This window comes from Streptomyces caniscabiei (assembly GCF_014930365.1).
Lineage (GTDB): Bacteria > Actinomycetota > Actinomycetes > Streptomycetales > Streptomycetaceae > Streptomyces > Streptomyces caniscabiei.
This window is the reverse complement of record NZ_JABXWI010000005.1, coordinates 43,107-60,040: the sequence shown is the minus strand read 5'-3', so window position 1 is coordinate 60,040 and position 16,934 is coordinate 43,107. Positions and strand designations below refer to the sequence as shown.

At 72.5% G+C, this 16,934-nt stretch carries 20 protein-coding genes; 12 read left to right on the top strand and 8 right to left on the bottom strand.

Translation table 11 applies throughout. From position 1 onward, the window contains the following. Positions 1 to 119 precede the first annotated feature (119 nt). The 3 genes from abc-f to HW837_RS15365 all read left to right on the top strand — a co-directional run bounded on the left by abc-f (position 120) and on the right by HW837_RS15365 (position 3,227). Entirely contained in the window at positions 120 to 1,718 is a 1,599-nt protein-coding gene (gene abc-f, locus HW837_RS15375) for a ribosomal protection-like ABC-F family protein (RefSeq protein ID WP_045560829.1), read from the top strand. Positions 1,719 to 2,054: 336 nt separating this feature from the next. After that, a complete protein-coding gene (locus HW837_RS15370; protein ID WP_006123601.1) occupies positions 2,055 to 2,276 on the top strand; it encodes a helix-turn-helix domain-containing protein in 222 nt (73 codons plus the stop codon). A gap of 159 nt (positions 2,277 to 2,435) precedes the next feature. Next, the gene (locus tag HW837_RS15365; protein ID WP_045560828.1) at positions 2,436 to 3,227 is read left to right on the top strand and encodes an enoyl-CoA hydratase/isomerase family protein; all 792 of its coding nucleotides are present in this window, start codon (positions 2,436 to 2,438) and stop codon (positions 3,225 to 3,227) included. A gap of 30 nt (positions 3,228 to 3,257) precedes the next feature. Here the strand turns inward: HW837_RS15365 and HW837_RS15360 are convergent, their stop codons facing one another. Next, positions 3,258 to 4,046, bottom strand: coding sequence for a nucleopolyhedrovirus P10 family protein (locus tag HW837_RS15360; RefSeq protein WP_193381625.1), 789 nt, complete (start codon positions 4,044 to 4,046; stop codon positions 3,258 to 3,260). 88 nt (positions 4,047 to 4,134) lie between these two features. On the opposite strand from HW837_RS15360, the gene HW837_RS15355 reads away from it, so the two are divergent. From HW837_RS15355 to amaP, 5 genes are read left to right on the top strand one after another with little or no spacing between them, the layout of a single operon-like run. Continuing rightward, a complete protein-coding gene (locus tag HW837_RS15355; protein WP_045560826.1) occupies positions 4,135 to 4,620 on the top strand; it encodes an Asp23/Gls24 family envelope stress response protein in 486 nt (161 codons plus the stop codon). A gap of 27 nt (positions 4,621 to 4,647) precedes the next feature. Next, positions 4,648 to 4,833, top strand: a complete 186-nt coding sequence (locus HW837_RS15350) for a hypothetical protein (protein WP_045560825.1) — start codon at positions 4,648 to 4,650, stop codon at positions 4,831 to 4,833. Further along, a complete protein-coding gene (locus HW837_RS15345) occupies positions 4,830 to 5,267 on the top strand; it encodes an Asp23/Gls24 family envelope stress response protein (RefSeq protein ID WP_196789051.1) in 438 nt (145 codons plus the stop codon). Before HW837_RS15350 ends, HW837_RS15345 begins: the two co-directional genes overlap by 4 nt. Further along, complete coding sequence (locus HW837_RS15340; protein WP_093788473.1) at positions 5,264 to 5,995, top strand: DUF6286 domain-containing protein; 732 nt, start codon at positions 5,264 to 5,266, stop codon at positions 5,993 to 5,995. The genes HW837_RS15345 and HW837_RS15340 overlap by 4 nt, the downstream gene beginning before the upstream one ends. 6 nt (positions 5,996 to 6,001) lie before the next feature. Then, positions 6,002 to 6,580 carry an alkaline shock response membrane anchor protein AmaP gene (gene amaP, locus HW837_RS15335; protein WP_093788475.1) on the top strand — a complete coding sequence of 193 codons (579 nt, stop codon included), beginning with the start codon at positions 6,002 to 6,004 and terminating at the stop codon, positions 6,578 to 6,580. A gap of 16 nt (positions 6,581 to 6,596) precedes the next feature. On the opposite strand, the gene HW837_RS15330 is transcribed toward amaP, so the two are convergent. The 5 genes from HW837_RS15330 to HW837_RS15310 form a co-directional block, all read right to left on the bottom strand. Then, positions 6,597 to 7,352 (bottom strand): SDR family oxidoreductase, encoded by a 756-nt coding sequence (locus tag HW837_RS15330; RefSeq protein WP_086803828.1) that lies wholly within the window; start codon positions 7,350 to 7,352, stop codon positions 6,597 to 6,599. Positions 7,353 to 7,357: 5 nt separating this feature from the next. Further along, entirely contained in the window at positions 7,358 to 9,160 is a 1,803-nt protein-coding gene (locus HW837_RS15325) for a glycoside hydrolase family 15 protein (RefSeq protein ID WP_193381626.1), read from the bottom strand. 76 nt (positions 9,161 to 9,236) lie between these two features. Further along, entirely contained in the window at positions 9,237 to 9,530 is a 294-nt protein-coding gene (locus tag HW837_RS15320; RefSeq protein WP_045560820.1) for a hypothetical protein, read from the bottom strand. Then, on the bottom strand, positions 9,527 to 10,234 hold the full coding sequence (locus HW837_RS15315) for a SigE family RNA polymerase sigma factor (protein ID WP_193381627.1): 708 nt from the start codon (positions 10,232 to 10,234) through the stop codon (positions 9,527 to 9,529). The genes HW837_RS15320 and HW837_RS15315 overlap by 4 nt, the downstream gene beginning before the upstream one ends. After that, positions 10,231 to 11,787: a sodium:solute symporter family protein gene (locus tag HW837_RS15310; protein WP_193381628.1), complete on the bottom strand. Its 1,557-nt coding sequence runs from the start codon at positions 11,785 to 11,787 to the stop codon at positions 10,231 to 10,233. The genes HW837_RS15315 and HW837_RS15310 overlap by 4 nt, the downstream gene beginning before the upstream one ends. Before the next feature lie 168 nt (positions 11,788 to 11,955). On the opposite strand from HW837_RS15310, the gene HW837_RS15305 reads away from it, so the two are divergent. From HW837_RS15305 to HW837_RS15290, 4 genes are all read left to right on the top strand, one after another. Then, the gene (locus HW837_RS15305; protein ID WP_045560818.1) at positions 11,956 to 12,195 is read left to right on the top strand and encodes a DUF3311 domain-containing protein; all 240 of its coding nucleotides are present in this window, start codon (positions 11,956 to 11,958) and stop codon (positions 12,193 to 12,195) included. Between the two features lie 65 nt (positions 12,196 to 12,260). Then, positions 12,261 to 14,411, top strand: a complete 2,151-nt coding sequence (locus tag HW837_RS15300) for a carbon starvation CstA family protein (RefSeq protein WP_045560817.1) — start codon at positions 12,261 to 12,263, stop codon at positions 14,409 to 14,411. Next, the gene (locus HW837_RS15295; protein WP_045560816.1) at positions 14,408 to 14,596 is read left to right on the top strand and encodes a YbdD/YjiX family protein; all 189 of its coding nucleotides are present in this window, start codon (positions 14,408 to 14,410) and stop codon (positions 14,594 to 14,596) included. The genes HW837_RS15300 and HW837_RS15295 overlap by 4 nt, the downstream gene beginning before the upstream one ends. A 221-nt stretch (positions 14,597 to 14,817) precedes the next feature. Beyond that, a complete protein-coding gene (locus tag HW837_RS15290; RefSeq protein WP_093788483.1) occupies positions 14,818 to 15,777 on the top strand; it encodes a hypothetical protein in 960 nt (319 codons plus the stop codon). Between the two features lie 12 nt (positions 15,778 to 15,789). Here the strand turns inward: HW837_RS15290 and HW837_RS15285 are convergent, their stop codons facing one another. Both HW837_RS15285 and HW837_RS15280 read right to left on the bottom strand, forming a co-directional pair. After that, positions 15,790 to 16,593, bottom strand: a complete 804-nt coding sequence (locus tag HW837_RS15285; protein WP_093788485.1) for an SURF1 family cytochrome oxidase biogenesis protein — start codon at positions 16,591 to 16,593, stop codon at positions 15,790 to 15,792. Between the two features lie 59 nt (positions 16,594 to 16,652). Then, positions 16,653 to 16,886: a hypothetical protein gene (locus HW837_RS15280; protein WP_078853751.1), complete on the bottom strand. Its 234-nt coding sequence runs from the start codon at positions 16,884 to 16,886 to the stop codon at positions 16,653 to 16,655. Between the last annotated feature and the right edge of the window lie 48 nt (positions 16,887 to 16,934).

The window sequence follows — 16,934 nt, the reverse complement described above, 5'->3', positions numbered from 1 at the left end:
GGAAAACCGCTTGCCGGCCCCAGTTAGAATCGGCTCATGGCCATTCTCCTCGCGCATTAGACGGCGGGAACGTCCTCAGCCGCCCACCCGCCACCCCCGATCCGCCCTGGAGTCTGTCCGTGATCTCCGCCTCCGCCGTCGAGCTGCGCGCCGGTGCCCGCGTCCTCATCGAGTCCGCCACCTTCCGCATCGCCAAGGGCGACCGCATCGGTCTGGTCGGCCGCAACGGCGCCGGCAAGACCACTCTCACCAAGTGCCTGGCCGGCGAGGGCATCCCGGCCGGCGGCACCATCACCCGCTCCGGCGAGGTCGGCTACCTCCCGCAGGACCCCCGCACCGGCGACCTCGACGTCCTCGCCCGCGACCGCATCCTCTCCGCCCGCGGCCTCGACGCACTGATCCGCAAGATGCGCGACAACGAGCAGCGGATCGCCAACGGCCAGGGCGCCACCCGCGAGAAGGCGCTGAAGCAGTACGAGCGCCAGGAGACGGAGTTCCTCACCAAGGGCGGGTACGCCGCCGAGGCCGAGGCCGCCACCATCGCCGCCGCGCTCAACCTGCCCGACCGGGTGCTCGGCCAGCCGCTGCACACCCTCTCCGGCGGTCAGCGCCGCCGTATCGAGCTGGCCCGCATCCTGTTCTCCGACGCGGACACCCTCCTCCTCGACGAGCCGACCAACCACCTCGACGCCGACTCGATCATCTGGCTGCGGGACTACCTCAAGACCTACCGCGGCGGCTTCATCGTGATCTCCCACGACGTCGACCTGGTCGAGACGGTCGTCAACAAGGTGTTCTACCTGGACGCCAACCGCGCCGAGATCGACGTCTACAACATGGGCTGGAAGCTGTACCAGCAGCAGCGCGAGGCCGACGAGAAGCGCCGCAAGCGCGAGCGGCAGAACGCCGAGAAGAAGGCCGCCGCGCTGCACTCGCAGGCCGACAAGATGCGCGCCAAGGCCACCAAGACCGTCGCCGCGCAGAACATGGCCAAGCGGGCCGACCGGCTGCTCGCCGGCCTGGACGCGGTCCGGGTCTCCGACAAGGTCGCCAAGCTGCGCTTCCCCGAGCCCGCGCCCTGCGGCAAGACCCCGCTCACCGCCGAGGGCCTGTCGAAGTCGTACGGCTCGCTGGAGATCTTCACCGACGTCGACCTGGCCATCGACAAGGGTTCGCGGGTCGTCATCCTCGGCCTCAACGGCGCCGGCAAGACCACCCTGCTCCGCCTCCTCGGCGGCGTCGAGAAGCCCGACACCGGCGAGGTGATCGAGGGCCACGGCCTCAAGCTCGGCTACTACGCACAGGAGCACGAGACCCTCGACCCGGAGCGCACGGTCCTGGAGAACATGCGCTCCGCCTCCCCGGACCTGGACCTGGTCGAGATCCGCAAGACGCTCGGCTCGTTCCTGTTCTCCGGCGACGACGTCGACAAGCCCGCCGGTGTCCTCTCCGGCGGTGAGAAGACCCGTCTCGCGCTCGCGACCCTGGTGGTCTCCTCCGCCAACGTCCTCCTGCTCGACGAGCCGACCAACAACCTCGACCCCGCCAGCCGCGAGGAGATCCTCGGGGCCCTGCGCACCTACAAGGGCGCGGTCGTCCTCGTCACCCATGACGAGGGCGCGGTCGAGGCGCTCCAGCCCGAGCGGATCATCCTGCTGCCGGACGGCGTCGAGGATCTGTGGGGCGCGGACTACGCGGATCTCGTCGCGCTCGCTTGATCGAATCGGTTGATCAACTGCCGCTGGATCATTCGGCCCATCGGTGATCCATCATCTGTGTGAGATCTCCTCGTACTGAGGTGTGTCCTACATCGATTTCACGGCCGAGCCCTTCTGTGCGAAGGGCTCGGCCGTCGTGCGTCTCTGACCTGGGGCTTCACGGAACAACCCGTTCGGCCGTACGGACACGACCGGGCGGAATCACACATTCCGCTCGTGGGGACGCGCTCCTGTCGTCACAACCTTGTCGCACGGACCTTGCCGAATGGGTGGCCAACCCGCCCCGGAGGGGTGATCATGAGGAGACCAGAGCGCACTTCCCATGAGGAGGACCGGGTGGCCGAGACTCTGAAGAAGGGCAGCCGGGTTACCGGCGCCGCGCGCGACAAGCTCGCGGCAGACCTGAAGAAGAAGTACGACTCCGGTGCGAGCATTCGGGCGCTGGCCGAGGAAACCGGCCGCTCGTATGGCTTCGTACACCGGATGCTCAGCGAGTCGGGCGTCACGCTCCGAGGGCGTGGCGGCGCGACGCGGGGCAAGAAAGCCGCCTCGGCCTGACGCCGGGCGGCCCATCGGCTTCGATGGTGGCCACCCGGTCGGTCGTCCCCCAGAGCCCTCAAGGGACCTGGGGGGACCCCAGATCGACCGGGTGGTTACTGTGCAGTCACTTGGCGAGGTTCCCTCGCTCTGCTGACCGCACCCATCGGAGGCGTAACCATGGCTTCGCTCGAACCGCTGCTCGACAAGGACGGCGTACGGCTCACCGTCGACGACACCGTCGCCACGGTGACGCTGACCAATCCGGCCAAGCGCAACGCGCAGAGCCCCGCCCTGTGGCGGGCCCTCGCCGAGGCCGGGCGGTCGGTGCCGGGCTCCGTCCGTGTGGTCGTGCTGCGGGCCGAGGGCAAATCGTTCTCCGCCGGACTCAACCGGCAGATGTTCACGCCCGAAGGCATCGAAGGGGAGCCGTCGTTCATCGATCTCGCGCGCCGTGACGACGCCGGGCTCGACGCGACCATCGCCGAGTACCAGGAGGCGTTCACCTGGTGGCGGCGCAACGACATCGTGTCCGTCGCCGCCGTGCAGGGGCACGCCGTCGGTGCCGGCTTCCAGCTCGCTCTCGCCTGTGATCTGCGCGTCGTCGCCGACGACGTGCAGTTCGCCATGCTCGAGACCAGCCTCGGACTCGTGCCCGACCTCACCGGGACACACCCCCTGGTGAGCCTCGTCGGGTACGCCCGCGCGCTGGAGATCTGCCTCACCGGACGGTTCGTCCAGGCGGACGAGGCCCAGCGGATCGGCCTCGCCAACCTCGCGGTACCCGCCGACCAGCTCGACGCCACGGTGCGCGACCTCGTCGGTGCACTGGTCACCGCGCCCCGGGACGCCGTCGTCGAGACCAAGGCGTTGCTGCGCGGTGCCCAGGACCGCGGGTACGACGAGCAGCGGGCGGCCGAGCGTGCGGCCCAGGCCCGGCGCCTGCGGGATCTCGCGGGCATCGGCGAGTAAGCCGGCCGGTCCTTCCGGCCGGCTGCGGGGTCAGGTGCCGATCGCTGTGATGAGCACCGCCACCGAGGGGTGGTCCGGCAGGCAGACGGTCACCGCCCCGCGTACCTCGCGGGCCACGTCCAGCGCACGCCGTTCCTCCGTCACCGCCAGCTCAACGCGGACATGGCGGCGGGGGAGCGCGGGCCCCGCGGCGATGTCGACCGGGCGGCCGACGCCGCCGGGACCCCCGAGCCCTCCGAGTGCGCCGGTCAGACGGGCGACGCCGGGGACGGAGAGCGCCGCCGCGGCCACGCGGGACTCCTCGTCGTCGCCGGCCGGCGCTGTCGGAGCGGCGGCGGAGGGCGGTAGTGCGGGCGCCGGACCGGACGGCACCGCGTCGGCCTCCAGCAGCCGCGTCACCCGGAGGTCCACCTCGGTCACCGTCAGTCCGAGGCGTTCCCGGGCGGCGGTGAACAGGGCCGTGCGCAGACGGGCCGCCGTGGCCGGGAGAGGCTCGGCGGCCGGGCCCGCCATGGCCGCGAGATCGGCCGTGATCCGGAGCGGACCGGGCGGCAGGGCACTCGGGGGCGGGGGCACGGCCGTGTCGTGACCGTACTCATGCGCGCCCTCACCCTCCTCACCCTCCTTCGCACCGGAGTCGGCCGGCTCGATTCGGAGCCGGTCGAGGCTGAGCCCCCGCAGGGCCGCCGCCGTGCGGCCGAGGGCCGCCACGGCCGCGCTCTCGGTGATCCATGTGCCGTCGTGCGGGCCGCCCAGGGGTAGCACCCGGCCGAGCCCGAGCTGCTGGCGTACCGCCTTCGTCCAACCGTCCGCCGTCATTCCTCCAGCCTGCCGCATCCCCGGCGCGCGGCGCCGCAACCGCGCTTACTGTGGGCTTGAGGGGGGACGACCGGAAGGGACTGACGGCATGACTGACATGACGGAGCGGAACCGGACGGAAGGACCCGACACCACCAAGGAGCCGACGCAGGTCGGGCGCAGGACCACCCGGCGCGGCGGCGGCGATCCGGCGGCCCGTGGGCGTACGACCATCGCCGACGGCGTCGTGGAGAAGATCGCCGGACTCGCCGCGCGGGAAGTGGTGGGTGTGCATGCCATGGGCAGCGGGCTCTCCCGGACCTTCGGGGCCGTGCGCGACCGGGTCCCCGGCGGGGCCAAGTCCGTGACCCGGGGTGTGAAAGTGGAGGTCGGCGAGGTGCAGACCGCGCTGGACCTGGAGATCGTCGTCGACTACGGGGTGTCCATCAGCGACGTGGCCCGTGATGTGCGCGAGAACGTCATCGCGGCCGTCGAGCGGATGACCGGCCTGGAGGTCGTCGAGGTCAACATCGCCGTCAGCGACGTGAAGCTGCCGGACGAGGAGGACGAGGAGCCGGAGTCCCGGCTGCAGTGAGCGGGCTCGAGTCGCTAGGAGCGCAGCATGAGCTTGGCCGTGATCGGCATGGTCGCCGGGATGGCGCTGGGCTTCGCCGGATACTTCGGCGGATTCGGAGCCTTCCTGCTGGTGGCGGCGCTGGGCGCCGTCGGCTTCGTCGTCGGCCGGTTCCTGGAGGGGGACCTGGACCTGCGCGACTTCTTCCGCCCGCGTGACGACCGACGCCGATGACCCCGGCGGACAGCGGCCGTTCCCCTCACACGCAGGAGACGCAGGAGACGCAGGAGACGCAGGACACGTGGACGGCGCGCCGGACGCCGTCGGCGGAGGCCGTGGCGCCCGGTGGGCGAGGGGCGACGCGGATCGCCGACCGGGTGGTCGCGAAGATCGCCGCCCAGGCGGCGCGCGAGGCACTGGTGGCGCCGGCGCCCGCCACCGCGCCCCCGAACGCCACCGTCGTCGTCGTTCACGAGACCGCGCGCGTCCGTGTCACGCTCGGGCTCCTCTACCCCTCGGACATCGGTGGCCAGTGCGCTGCGGTGCGTCGTCATGTCACCGAGCGGGTAGGGGCGTTGGCGGGAATGCGCGTGACGGAGGTGGCCGTCCAGGTGGAACGGCTGCACCTGGCACACGCCCACGACGTGGCACAGGGGAGGACGCGATGAGCGAACCCCACGGCACCGAAGGCACCACGCGACGCCTACCTGTCATCGAAAAGGCCGCCGCCGAGGCGGTCTCGGACGACGCGGCCGCCGGCGGCGAGGCGGCCGGCCGCGATCCGGACCAGTCCGCGTCCGCCTCCGCCTACCACCCGCCCACCGCCCCCGAAGGGGGGAAGGGCGAGAGCGGCGGCGAGCGGCGCTTCTGGTCCGCGCGCAGAGTCCCCGCGGCCGTCCTCGCGGTGCTCCTCCTCGCGGGCGCGGGCCTCCTCCTCTACGACGTCGTCGCCGTCCGCGCCGACCGGCCCGCCATGGCATGGCGCCGCTCGCTGGCGCGGGAACTCGCCGAGCGGCCCCTCGACGACATCTGGGTCCTCGTCGGCGCCGCGGTCGCCGTCCTCCTCGGCCTCTGGCTGCTGGTGCTGGCCGCGACCCCCGGGCTGCGTGACGTCCTGCCCATGCGGCGCGTCCACCCGCACGTCCGGGCCGGACTGCACCGGGACGCCGCCGCCCTGGCCCTGCGGGACCGGGCCATGGAGGTGTCCGGCGTGCGGTCCGTACGGGTCCGGGCGGGACGCAAGCGGGTCGACGTCCGCGCGGTGTCCCACTTCCGGGAACTCGACGACGTCCGGGCCGACCTGGACGTCACGCTCGCCGACGGCATCCGGGGCCTGGGCCTGGCCCGGCCCCCCGCCCTCTCGGTGCATGTCCGCCGACCCGGCCGGAAGGGGTGACCCGCGATGCTGAGGATCGTCAACCGCGTGCTGCTCGGAGTCGTCGGGCTCGTCCTGGTGGTGGTCGGCGGCGCCGTCCTCGCCGTCGGGCTCGGCGTGGCCCCGCCCTCCTGGTGGCCCTACGACGGCCGGGGGGACGTGCTGCTCAGTGACGCCGACCGGACCCGCTGGCGCGACTCGGGCTGGTGGTGGCCCACCGTGATCGCGGTGCTCGCCGTCCTCGTCCTGCTCGCGCTGTGGTGGCTGACAGCCGTGCTGCGCCGCCACCGCCTCGCCGAGGTGCTCGTCGACACCGGCGACGGCGAGGGCGCGCTGCTCCGGGGGCGGGCGCTGGAGGGCGTCCTCACCGCCGAGGCGGCCGGCTCCGACGGCGTCGCACGCGCCCACGCCCGGCTGACCGGCCGCCGCACCGCCCCCGAGGCCAGGGTCCGCCTCCTCCTCCAGCCCCATGTGAACCCGGGGGACGCCCTGCACACGCTGACCACCGAGGCACTGGCTCACGCCAGGGAGTCGGCGGGACTGGCCGCGCTGCCGGCGGAGGTCCGGCTGCGAGGGGCCGGACACCGGGCGGAGAGGGTCAGTTGACGATCGCCGACGACCGTCAGAACCCGTGCCTCATCCCACCGTCGACCGGCAGCATGATCCCCGTCAGATAGGACGCGGCCGGAGACAGCAGGAAGGCCCCCGCGCGCCCGAACTCCTCCGGCCGCCCGTACCGCCGCAACGGGATCCGGGACTCGTGGGCCGCCCGTGTCGCCTCCGGATCCGCCGACATCCCGTCCAGCTCCCGCACCCGGTCCGTGTCGATACGGGCCGGGAGCAGGCCGACCACCCGGATGCCGCGCGGCCCCAACTCGTCGGACAGCGACTTGGCGAACCCGGCGAGCCCCGGCCGCAGCCCGTTGGAGATGGTCAGCCCGGGGATCGGCTCGTGCACCGACCCCGACAGCACGAAGCCGATGACCCCGCCCTCGCCCAGCTCCTCGGCCGCGGCCCGCGCCAGGCGCACCGCCCCCAGGAACACCGATTCGAACGCGGTGGTCCACTGCTCGTCGGTGTTGTCGGCGACGAAGCCCGGCGCCGGTCCGCCCACGCTGACCAGGATGCCGTCGAAGCGCCCGAAGTGCTCACGGGCGGCGGCGATCAGCCGCCCGGCGGCCTCCGGGTCCGCGTTGTCGGCGGCGACACCCACCGCGTTCGCCCCGAGCGCCGCGGCCGCCGCGGCCACTGTCTCCTCCTCGCGGCCCGTGACGACCACCTTCGCGCCGTCGGCGACGAGTTCCCGCGCGACCGCGTTGCCCAGTCCGCGGGTCGCCCCGGTGACGATGTAGACACGGTCCTTCAGCCCAAGATCCATGGCCCCTATCCTGCCTTCTCCCCGTCGAAGAGGGCGAGGGCGGTGCCGACGAGACCGACGTGGCTGAACGCCTGCGGGAAGTTCCCCAGCTGACGGCCCGCGACCGGGTCGTACTCCTCCGCGAGCAGGCCCACGTCGTTGACCAGCCCCACCAGCCGTTCGAACAGGTCGCGGGCCTCCTGTGTGCGGCCGGTCAGACGCAGTGCGTCGGCCAGCCAGAACGAGCAGACGAGGAACGTGGCCTCGCCGCCCGGCAGCCCGTCGACCGAGCCGGTCGCCGACGTGCGGTGGTCGGCGCCGTAGCGGCGGACGAACCCCTCGTGGCACAGCTCCTCGCGGATCGCGTCGACCGTGCCGACCACCCGGGGGTCGTCCGGCGGCAGGAAGCCCATCAGCGGAATGAGCAGCAGCGCGGCGTCGAGTTCGCGGGAGCCGTAGGACTGGGTGAACGTGCCCCGCTCGGCGTCGTAGCCGCGGTCGCAGACCTCGCGGTGGATCTCGTCGCGCAGGGCCCGCCAGCCCTCGAGGTCGCCGCCGGTCAGGGTCGGGTCGTCCTCCAGCGTGCGGACGGCCCGGTCGGCGGCGACCCAGCACATCACCTTGGAGTGGGTGAAGTGGCGACGCGGCCCGCGCACCTCCCACAGCCCCTCGTCCGGCTTGCGCCAGGCCGTCCGCAGGTACTCCATCAACGCGCACTGCATCCGCCACATGTCGGGCTTGTCGGGGAGGCCCGAACGCCGGGACACGAACAGGGAGTCCATGACCTCGCCGTACACGTCCAGCTGCAACTGCCGTACGGCGTCGTTGCCGACCCGGACCGGGCGCGAGTCCTCGTAGCCGGACAGCCATGGCAGCTCGTACTCGGGGATGCGGCGCTCACCGGCGAGGCCGTACATGATCTGCAGGTCGGCCGGGTCGCCCGCGACCGCGCGGAGCAGCCAGTCGCGCCAGGCCTCGGCCTCCTCCTGGTAGCCGCAGGACAGCAGCGCGCCGAGCGTGAGGGTGGAGTCGCGCAGCCAGCAGTGCCGGTAGTCCCAGTTGCGGACGCCGCCGATCTCCTCCGGCAGGGAGGTGGTGGCCGCCGCGACGATGCCGCCGGTGGGGGCGTAGGTGAGGGCCTTGAGGGTGATCAGCGAGCGGACCACGGTGTCGCGGTGCGGGCCGTCGTAGCGGCAGCGCGCCGCCCAGGCCCGCCAGTCGTGCAGGCTCGTCTCCAGCGCCTCGTACGGGTCGACGAGGCGGGGGCGGGGCTCGTGCGAGGGGTGCCAGGTCAGCACGAACGCGACCTTCTCGCCCGGCTCCACCGTGAACTCCGCGTACGTGGCCCGGTCCTCGCTCCACGACCGCACCCGGGGCTCGCTGCGCAGCCACACCGAGTCGGGGCCGGCGACCGCCACGCGATGGCCGTCCGACCTGCGCATCCAGGGAACGGCCGAGCCGTAGTCGAACCGCAGGCGCAGGGTGCTGCGCATCGTGACCCGGCCGGACAGGCCCTCCACGATCCGTACGACGTCGGGGGCGCGGTCGCGTTGCGGCATCAGGTCGGTGACGCGTACCGCGCCGTCGTCGGTCTCCCACTCGGTGTCGAGCACGAGCGAGTCGTGCCGGTAGGAGCGCCGCGTGCAGGTGCCGCCCTCCTCGGGCGCGATCCTCCAGTGGCCGTTCTCCTCGTCACCGAGCAGCGCGGCGAAGCACGCGGCCGAGTCGAAGCGCGGCAGACAGAGCCAGTCGACGGAACCGTGGCGACTCACCAGCGCGGCCGTCTGGTGGTCACCGATCAGGGCGTAGTCCTCGATGTGGGGATGCACGGGGGTCGGGTTCCCGGGGCCGGGGGTGATCAGTCCGGCGGGATCCGGAGGGCGTGGCCCCGTCAGCCCGGCCCCGTCAGCCCGGCCCCGTCCCCGCCGTCGTCCCTCCCACCCCCGAGAAGATCACCCCGGAGCCGGAGGGGGCCTGGTTGAGCACCCAGAGGCCGATCAAGGTGGCGACGGTGAAGACCACCAGCATCAGGACGGCCAGCACCAGCCGCCGCCGGCGCTCACGGCGGAGCCAGTCCCCCCGGGCCGTCCGGTACGCGTCCGGCGCGGCGTGCACGCCGCCCGCCAGCGCCGCGAGCGCCGCGGCCAGCTCCCGCTCGGTGCGGTCCTGGCCGGTGTCGTTTCCGGTGGTGTCGTTCATCGCCGGGCCTCCATCGCCTGGGTGAGGGCGGCGAGGCCGCGTGCGGTGTGGGTCTTGACCGAGCCGCAGGAGATGCCCATCGCGGCCGCGATCTCACTCTCCTTCAGCCCGAGCCAGTGGCGCAGCACCAGCGCCTCCCGCTGCCGGGCGGGCAGCTGCTGGAGCGCGCCGATCAGCACCCGCTGGTCGTCGTGGAGGAGCGCGGTGCTCTCGGCGGAGGCCACCGGCTCCTCCACCACCGGGAGCTCCACATGCCGGCGGGCGACCTGGAGGTGCCGTATCCGCATCCGGGTCAGATTGCAGACGGTGGAGCGGAGGTACGCCTCCGCCGCCTCGGCGTCCCTGAGCCGCCGCCACTTGCGGTAGATCTGGTAGTACGCCTCGGCCACCACGTTCTCGGGGTCGTCCGCGCCCAGCAGCACCGCGAGCCGCAGCATCGAGGAGTAGTGCAGCTCGAACAGCCGGGCCACCCCCGCCTCGCGCTCCACGTCGGCGGGGTCCCCGAGGGCGCCCGGCGGCAGCGCGGGGTTCGGGACCGGCGGGGAGTCCGGGGCCGGCGCGGGGCGGGGGACCAGGGCGTCGGCCCGGGGGGCCGGGGGCTCGACGGCGGGCGGAGCCGGCACCTGCCCCGGAGGGTCGGTGGCGGTCAGCGGTGCGGAAGCCGCCGGGGCCACCGGCATACGCATGTGCGTTCTGCGTCTCACGGGTTGCTCGCTCCCGTCTCGGGGCGCCGCCTGACGGTCAGGCGGGACGGTAGGTCGGTCGCGTCGGCGCCGCGCGGGACACCGAGCCGTTCGAGGACCGCGGTGCCGGTGACGGCGACGGTCAGATTGAGCAGGAGGGCGAGCAGCCCGGCGTAGATCTCCAGCGAGCCGCCGCCCAGCAGCACGATGGAGGAGAACCCCTCGCGCACCACAAGGAAAGTGCCGGTCACCATGCCCACGCCCCACCCCGCCAGCAGCGCCCGGGGATGCAGCCGCCCGGTGAACAGGCCGACCGCCACCGCCGGGAAGATCTGGAGGATCCACACCCCGCCGAGCAGCTGGAGGTTGATGGCGTCCTGGTCGCGCAGGCCGAACACGAACGCCACCGCCCCCACCTTCGCCGTCAGCGACACCACCTTGGCGATGCGCACCTGACGCTTGGGCGTGGCGGTGGGCTGGAAGTACTCGACGTACACGTTGCGGACGAAGCCCGTGGCGGCCGCGATCGACATCACCGCCGCCGGGACCAGCGCGCCCACGGTGATCGCGCCGAACACCAGTCCGGCCAGCGGGCCCGGCATCAGCCGGTCCACCAGCATCGGCACCGCCGCCTCGGCACCGCCCTCGGGGGCCCGCACGCCCGACGCGAGCGCCGCGACCCCGAGGAAGCCGAAGAGGGCCAGCAGCCCCGTCCAGGCGGGCAGCGCCACGGCGACCTTGCGGACCGTGCGCGGCCCGTCGGCGGCGAACCCGGCGGTCAGTACGTGCGGATACATCAGCAGGGCCAGCGCCGAGCCGAGTGCGAGGGTGGCGTAGGCGGGCTGCTGCTCGGGCGCCAGGAGGAGCGCGGACTCCTCGACGCCGGCGCCGCCGAGCCGCCGGGCCGCTCCCTCGAAGACCGCGCCCGGGCCGCCGAATCGTTCCAGCACCAGCCAGCACACGGCGGTCAGCGACACGAAGACGGCCACCGCCTTCAGCGCCGAGATCACCGCGGGCGCCCGCAGCCCGTGCCGGTACGTCGCCACCGCGAGGCCCGCGAACAGCGCGACCATCACCAGGTCACCGGCCGCGCCCTTCGGATAGACACCCCCGGCCGTCAGCACCGCCCTGATGCCGAGCAGCTGCAACGCCAGGTACGGCATCGTCGCGAGAATCCCGGTCAGCGCCACCACCAGGGCGAGCGGCGCCGAACCGTACCGGCCGCGCACGAAGTCCCCGGCCGTCACGTATCCGTGCCGCCGGGCCACCTCCCACAGCCGGGTCAGCAGGACGAAAGCCAGCGGGCAGACGATCACCGTGTACGGCACCGCGAAGAACGCCGGCGCCCCGTTGCCGTACGCGAGGCCGGGGACGGCGGTGAAGGTGTACGCGGTGAAGATCGTGCCGCCGAGCAGCAGCCAGGTCCACACGGGACCGAGGCCGCGGTCGGCCAGCGCCCAGCCCTCCAGCGAGGGCAGCCGGTCGCTGGGCCGCAGCCGGCGCGCGGTGACGGCGAGCAGCGACGCTCCGCCGATCACGGCGAGGAACGTCGCGGTCATGGCAGCGTCCGCCATGGGTCACCGTCCTTGGTGTGCCTGGGCCCTCGCCTGTTGGTTGCGGGGACGGCCGATCCGGATGACACGGAATCGGCGGGAAATCTTCTGGAAATTCGCTGTCAACCGATCCCGGCGAGTGGGCAACTCTTGCACAGACCCCCAGGAAGCGGGAGAGGAGAGCAGGTCATGGCACAGACCGGTCACCCCCGGCTACGGCGCGTCGCGATCGCCGTACTGCTCCTCGCGCCCGCCGCGGGCCTGCTGTGGGTCCCCTGGTACGCCGGTGCCGCACCACGGCTCGCGGGCACGCCGTTCTTCTACTGGTACCAGCTCGCCTGGGTGCCGGGCTGCGGCCTCTGCCTGCTCGCCGCGTACGCGCTGACGGAGCGGCGACGCTCCGCCGGGCACCGCGACCGACATCGCTGAGCCGCCGCCGCACCCTCCCCTTTTCTTCCCTTCCCTGCCGTACCCCGTTGAGGTCAGGAGCCGCCATGTCTACGTCAGCCATGCCCGAATCCGGTCGCGAGGCGCCGGAAAAGCCACGCATGTCACCGAAATCGATCGCGCTGTGGATCGGTGTCGCCCTCGTCGGGGCGATCGGCTGGGCCGTGCTCGCCCTCTCCCGGGGTGAGGAGATCTCGGCCGTCTGGCTGCTCATGGCGGCCCTCGGCTCGTACGCGATCGGATACCGCTTCTACTCCCGGTTCATCGCCCGCCGGGTCCTCCAGGTCGACGACACCCGGGCCACCCCCGCCGAACGGCTGGAGGACGGCGTCGACTACCACCCGACCGACAAGCGGGTGCTGTTCGGCCATCACTTCGCCGCCATCGCCGGCGCGGGCCCGCTGGTCGGACCGGTGCTGGCGGCCCAGATGGGCTATCTGCCGGGCACCATCTGGATCATCGCGGGCGTGATCTTCGCCGGCGCGGTGCAGGACATGATCGTCCTCTTCCTCTCCATGCGCCGGGACGGCAAGAGCCTCGGCCAGATGGCCCGCGACGAGATAGGGAAGGTCGGCGGCGCCGCCGCGCTGATCGGTGTCTTCGCCATCATGATCATCCTGCTCGCGGTCCTCGCGATGGTCGTCGTCAACGCCCTCGCCGAGTCCGCCTGGGGCACCTTCTCGGTCACCATGACCATCCCGATCGCCCTCTTCATGGGCTTCTACCTGCGCTACCTGCGCCCCGGCCGGGTCGTCGAGACCAGCTTCATCGGCGTCGCCCTGCTCCTGCTCGCCATCCTCGGCGGCGGCTGGATCCAGGACTCCTCGCTCGCCGAGTACTTCGTCTGGAGCCCCGAGACCCTGGTCTTCTGTCTGGTCGGCTACGGCTTCGTCGCCTCCGTGCTGCCCGTGTGGATGCTGCTGGCCCCGCGTGACTACCTCTCCACCTTCATGAAGGTCGGCACCATCGCCCTGATGGCCGTCGGCGTCGTGGTCGCCGCCCCGAACCTGCGCGCCGAGTCGGTCACCGAGTTCGCCCACACCGGCGCCGGACCCGTCTTCGCCGGCTCCCTCTTCCCCTTCCTCTTCATCACCATCGCCTGCGGCGCCCTGTCCGGTTTCCACGCCCTGGTCTCCTCCGGCACCACGCCGAAGCTGATCCAGAAGGAGTCCCAGGTCCGGCTGATCGGCTACGGCTCCATGCTCACGGAGTCCTTCGTCGCCGTGATGGCCCTGATCGCCGCCTGTGTGCTGGAGCCCGGCCTCTTCTACGCCATGAACTCCCCGGCCGCGCTGCTCGGCCCGACCGTCGACACCGCCGCCGAGGCGGTCAAGAACCTCGGCTTCACCATCACCCCGGAACAGCTCACCGCGGCGGCCAAGGCCGTCGAGGAGGAGACCCTCGTCGGCCGCTCCGGCGGCGCGCCCACGCTCGCCGTCGGCATGTCGGAGATCTTCGCCGGAGTCTTCGGCGGCGCCGGGATGAAGGCCTTCTGGTACCACTTCGCCATCATGTTCGAGGCCCTGTTCATCCTCACCACGGTGGACGCCGGCACCCGCGTCGGCCGCTTCATGCTCCAGGACATGCTCGGCAACGTCTGGAAGCCGATCGGCCGCGTCACCTGGAAGCCCGGCATCTGGATCACCAGCGCCCTGGTCGTCGGCGCCTGGGGGTACTTCCTCTACGCCGGTGTCACCGACCCCCTCGGCGGGATCAAGCAGCTGTTCCCCCTGTTCGGCATCGCCAACCAGCTGCTCGCCGCCGTCGCCCTGGCCGTCACCACCACCGTCCTGATCAAGTCCGGCAAGCTGCGCTGGGCCTGGGTCACCGGCATCCCGCTGGCCTGGGACGTGGCCGTCACCTTCACCGCCGGCTGGCAGAAGATCTTCTCGGACAACCCCGCGATCGGGTTCTTCGCCCTCCGCGACAAGTACGCGGCGGCCATCGACAAGGGCGAACTCCTGCCCGGCGCCACGAACATGGACGACATGCACACGATCGTCACCAACAACACGGTCGACGGCGTGATCATGGCGATCTTCCTGCTGCTGGTCCTCACGGTGCTGGTCAACTGCGCGGTGGTCTGCGTCCGCGCCGTACGGTCCCCGGTGCCCCTGCCGTCGACCGAGGCCCCGTACGTCGAGTCCCGCATCGACGACGACGAGACCGAGAAGCAGTTGGTGGGGGCCCGCCGATGACCGTCCGGAGCTGGGCCCGAGGGGTCCGCTGGTACCTCCGGGAACTCACCGGAGAGGCCGAGTACGACCGCTACTGCGAGCGTCGGCGCCGCCACCACCCGAAGGCCCCGCTCCCGACCCGCAGGGAGTACGACACCCTGCGGACCCGGCGGAGAGAGGAACACCCGGAGGGCCGCTGCTGCTGAGAGCCACGGCCCCGTGCTGAGCCGGCCCAGGGTGCGTTGTCGGGTGCGGGTGCGTGGGGGCTGGTCGCGCAGTTCCCCGCGCCCCTAAAAGCCCAGCCCCTGCTTTTCAGGGGCGCGGGGAACTGCGCGAGAAGCCCCACCGGACCCGCACCCCGCAACGCACCCCGCAACGCACCCGCCGACGCACCCGAACCCACCCCCTCCGACCCCCGGATCCAGAGATGCTGAGACGCCGACCCTCCCTGCTGATCCGCCCCGAACTCGACGACGACCCCCTGCACAGGACGCTCACCGAACTCCGCCCCACCCCCCAGCTCCACGGCCTCGGCGCCGGCCGCACCCGCCCCCCATGGGAACCCGTGGCCGACCTCCTCCGAGCCACCGGCCGCGACTGGGACCGCCGGGCGCACCGCGTCGCCGTACTGGCCCGACGCCTCCCCGCCGCCGTCCCCCAACGCTGGACGGCCGACCGCCCGGAGGACGGCGACGCCCTCACCCTGCGCGCCTTCGTCGAGTCGTACCGCGCCCCGGCCACCGACCGGGCCGCCGTCCGCCGCGCCGAACACTCCTGCCTCCGCGCCGCCGAGGCCTGCCCCGACGACCCCACGCCCTGGCTCGCGCTGCTGTCGCTGATGGACACCTGTGCCGTACCGGTCAGGGACGCCGTGCCCGTGTGGACGGAGGCCGTCGACCGGGCCCCCTGGCTCCGGACGTCCTACCACCGGCTGTTGCGCTATCTCTCCCCGCGCGGCCACGGGACGGTCCCCGACATGATGGACTTCGCCTGGCAGGCCGCCGCCCGCGCGCCCCACGGCTCGCCGCTGGCCCTGCTCCCGGTGGCGGCCCGCGTCGAACTCATGGCCCACCGTCAGGGATCGACACCCGTCGACGCCCTCGGCTCGGGCGGCGGCAACTGGAACGAGCCCCGGTCCGTCCACGAGATCGACCTCGCCCTCAAGGGCTGGTTCGACGTCGGCACCGCACCCCACGCCGAGGCCGTCACCGACCTCAACACCCTCGCCTTCGCCCTCACCCGCGCCCACCGCCCGGCCGAGGCCGCCCCCGTCTTCGCCCGCCTGGGCCGCCATATGACGACCCACCCGTGGGACCTGCTCCCCGAACCGCGCCGCACGTTCGCGTACTGGTGGGAGCGCTCGGCGGAGAGCCACGACCGCACCTGAGCCGGCCGGCACCTACACCGGGGTCGGTGCCGTCTCCTTGTCGTCCTCGGCCTCCGCCGCGGCCGCCGCCTCGGCGCGGTCGCGGCGCTCCCGGCGGGCGAGGACGACGTAGCCGATGGGAACACCCAGGGCGAAGAGCCACCACTGCAGGGCGTAGGCGTAGTTCAGCGCGGCGTTCTCGTTGCCGGGGCTGTCGAGCTGCTCCGGGGTGTCACCCTCGGGCTCGGGAGCGGTCTGCGCGAGATAGCCGCCGAGGACCCGGACGCCGAGACGCTCCGCCTCCCGCTCGCTGTCGATCAGCATGATCTGCCGGTCCGGCAGGCCCTGGAGATCCTTGATGCCGCTCGCCTCGGTCGTCTCGTCGGGCATCAGCCGCCCGGTGACGGTGACCTCGCCGGCCGGCGGCGCGGGGATCTTGGGGAACGTGGTCTGGCTCGGGGCGTCCGCGGGGATCCAGCCCCGGTTGACCAGCAGCACCCTGCCGTCGTCGAGCACGAACGGGGTGAGGACGTGGAAGCCGACCTCGTCGTCGGCGTTGACCCGTCGGCGGACGACGACCTCGTCATCGGTGTCGAACCGGCCCTTCGCGGTCACCGTGCGGTAGCGCTCGGCGCTGGTGACGGTGTGCCCGGGGGAGGTCAGCCGCTCCACGGGGACCGGCTTCGCGGCCAGTGCCTCGGCGACGAGCTGGTTGCGCGCGCTGCGCTCCTCGTAGCGATGCATCTGCCAGATACCCAGCCTGACCATGGTCGGGACCAGGACGAGGGCGAGCAGCGCGAGGATCACCCACTGCCGGGACAACAGGAAGCGGTACACCCCACGACCGTACAACTCGGTCGTGGGGTGCGTTCGGGCGGGTGCGCACTCGCAGGTGTTCAGACTTTGTCGACGATGCCCGCCTTCCCCTCGGCCCGCGCGCAGTGGGCGCCGCAGTACCAGTGGCCGTCGACGTCGACGCCCTGGCCGATGATCTGCACCCGGCAGTGCTCGCAGATGGGGGCCATGCGGTGGATCGCGCAGGAGAAGCAGTCGAAGACGTGCACCGCGCCCTGGGCGTGGACCTCGAAGGTCATTCCGTAGTCATTGCCGCAAACTTCGCATCTCGCCATGCGCCACAGGGTGAGCCGTCGCCGCCGCGCGGGCGAGCGGGCGCCGGG

What these genes read in the sequence shown, in the direction of transcription:
- HW837_RS15320 (WP_045560820.1), bottom strand. Translation starts at nt 9,530, where the DNA reads ATGAACGACACCACCGGAAACGACACCGGCCAGGACCGCACCGAGCGG.
- HW837_RS15280 (WP_078853751.1), bottom strand. Translation starts at nt 16,886, where the DNA reads ATGGCGAGATGCGAAGTTTGCGGCAATGACTACGGAATGACCTTCGAG.
- HW837_RS15290 (WP_093788483.1), top strand. Translation starts at nt 14,818, where the DNA reads ATGCTGAGACGCCGACCCTCCCTGCTGATCCGCCCCGAACTCGACGAC.
- HW837_RS15340 (WP_093788473.1), top strand. Translation starts at nt 5,264, where the DNA reads ATGAGCGAACCCCACGGCACCGAAGGCACCACGCGACGCCTACCTGTC.
- HW837_RS15345 (WP_196789051.1), top strand. Translation starts at nt 4,830, where the DNA reads ATGACCCCGGCGGACAGCGGCCGTTCCCCTCACACGCAGGAGACGCAG.
- HW837_RS15330 (WP_086803828.1), bottom strand. Translation starts at nt 7,352, where the DNA reads ATGGATCTTGGGCTGAAGGACCGTGTCTACATCGTCACCGGGGCGACC.
- amaP (WP_093788475.1), top strand. Translation starts at nt 6,002, where the DNA reads ATGCTGAGGATCGTCAACCGCGTGCTGCTCGGAGTCGTCGGGCTCGTC.
- HW837_RS15365 (WP_045560828.1), top strand. Translation starts at nt 2,436, where the DNA reads ATGGCTTCGCTCGAACCGCTGCTCGACAAGGACGGCGTACGGCTCACC.
- HW837_RS15360 (WP_193381625.1), bottom strand. Translation starts at nt 4,046, where the DNA reads ATGACGGCGGACGGTTGGACGAAGGCGGTACGCCAGCAGCTCGGGCTC.
- HW837_RS15300 (WP_045560817.1), top strand. Translation starts at nt 12,261, where the DNA reads ATGTCTACGTCAGCCATGCCCGAATCCGGTCGCGAGGCGCCGGAAAAG.
- HW837_RS15355 (WP_045560826.1), top strand. Translation starts at nt 4,135, where the DNA reads ATGACTGACATGACGGAGCGGAACCGGACGGAAGGACCCGACACCACC.
- HW837_RS15305 (WP_045560818.1), top strand. Translation starts at nt 11,956, where the DNA reads ATGGCACAGACCGGTCACCCCCGGCTACGGCGCGTCGCGATCGCCGTA.
- HW837_RS15295 (WP_045560816.1), top strand. Translation starts at nt 14,408, where the DNA reads ATGACCGTCCGGAGCTGGGCCCGAGGGGTCCGCTGGTACCTCCGGGAA.
- HW837_RS15350 (WP_045560825.1), top strand. Translation starts at nt 4,648, where the DNA reads ATGAGCTTGGCCGTGATCGGCATGGTCGCCGGGATGGCGCTGGGCTTC.
- HW837_RS15310 (WP_193381628.1), bottom strand. Translation starts at nt 11,787, where the DNA reads ATGGCGGACGCTGCCATGACCGCGACGTTCCTCGCCGTGATCGGCGGA.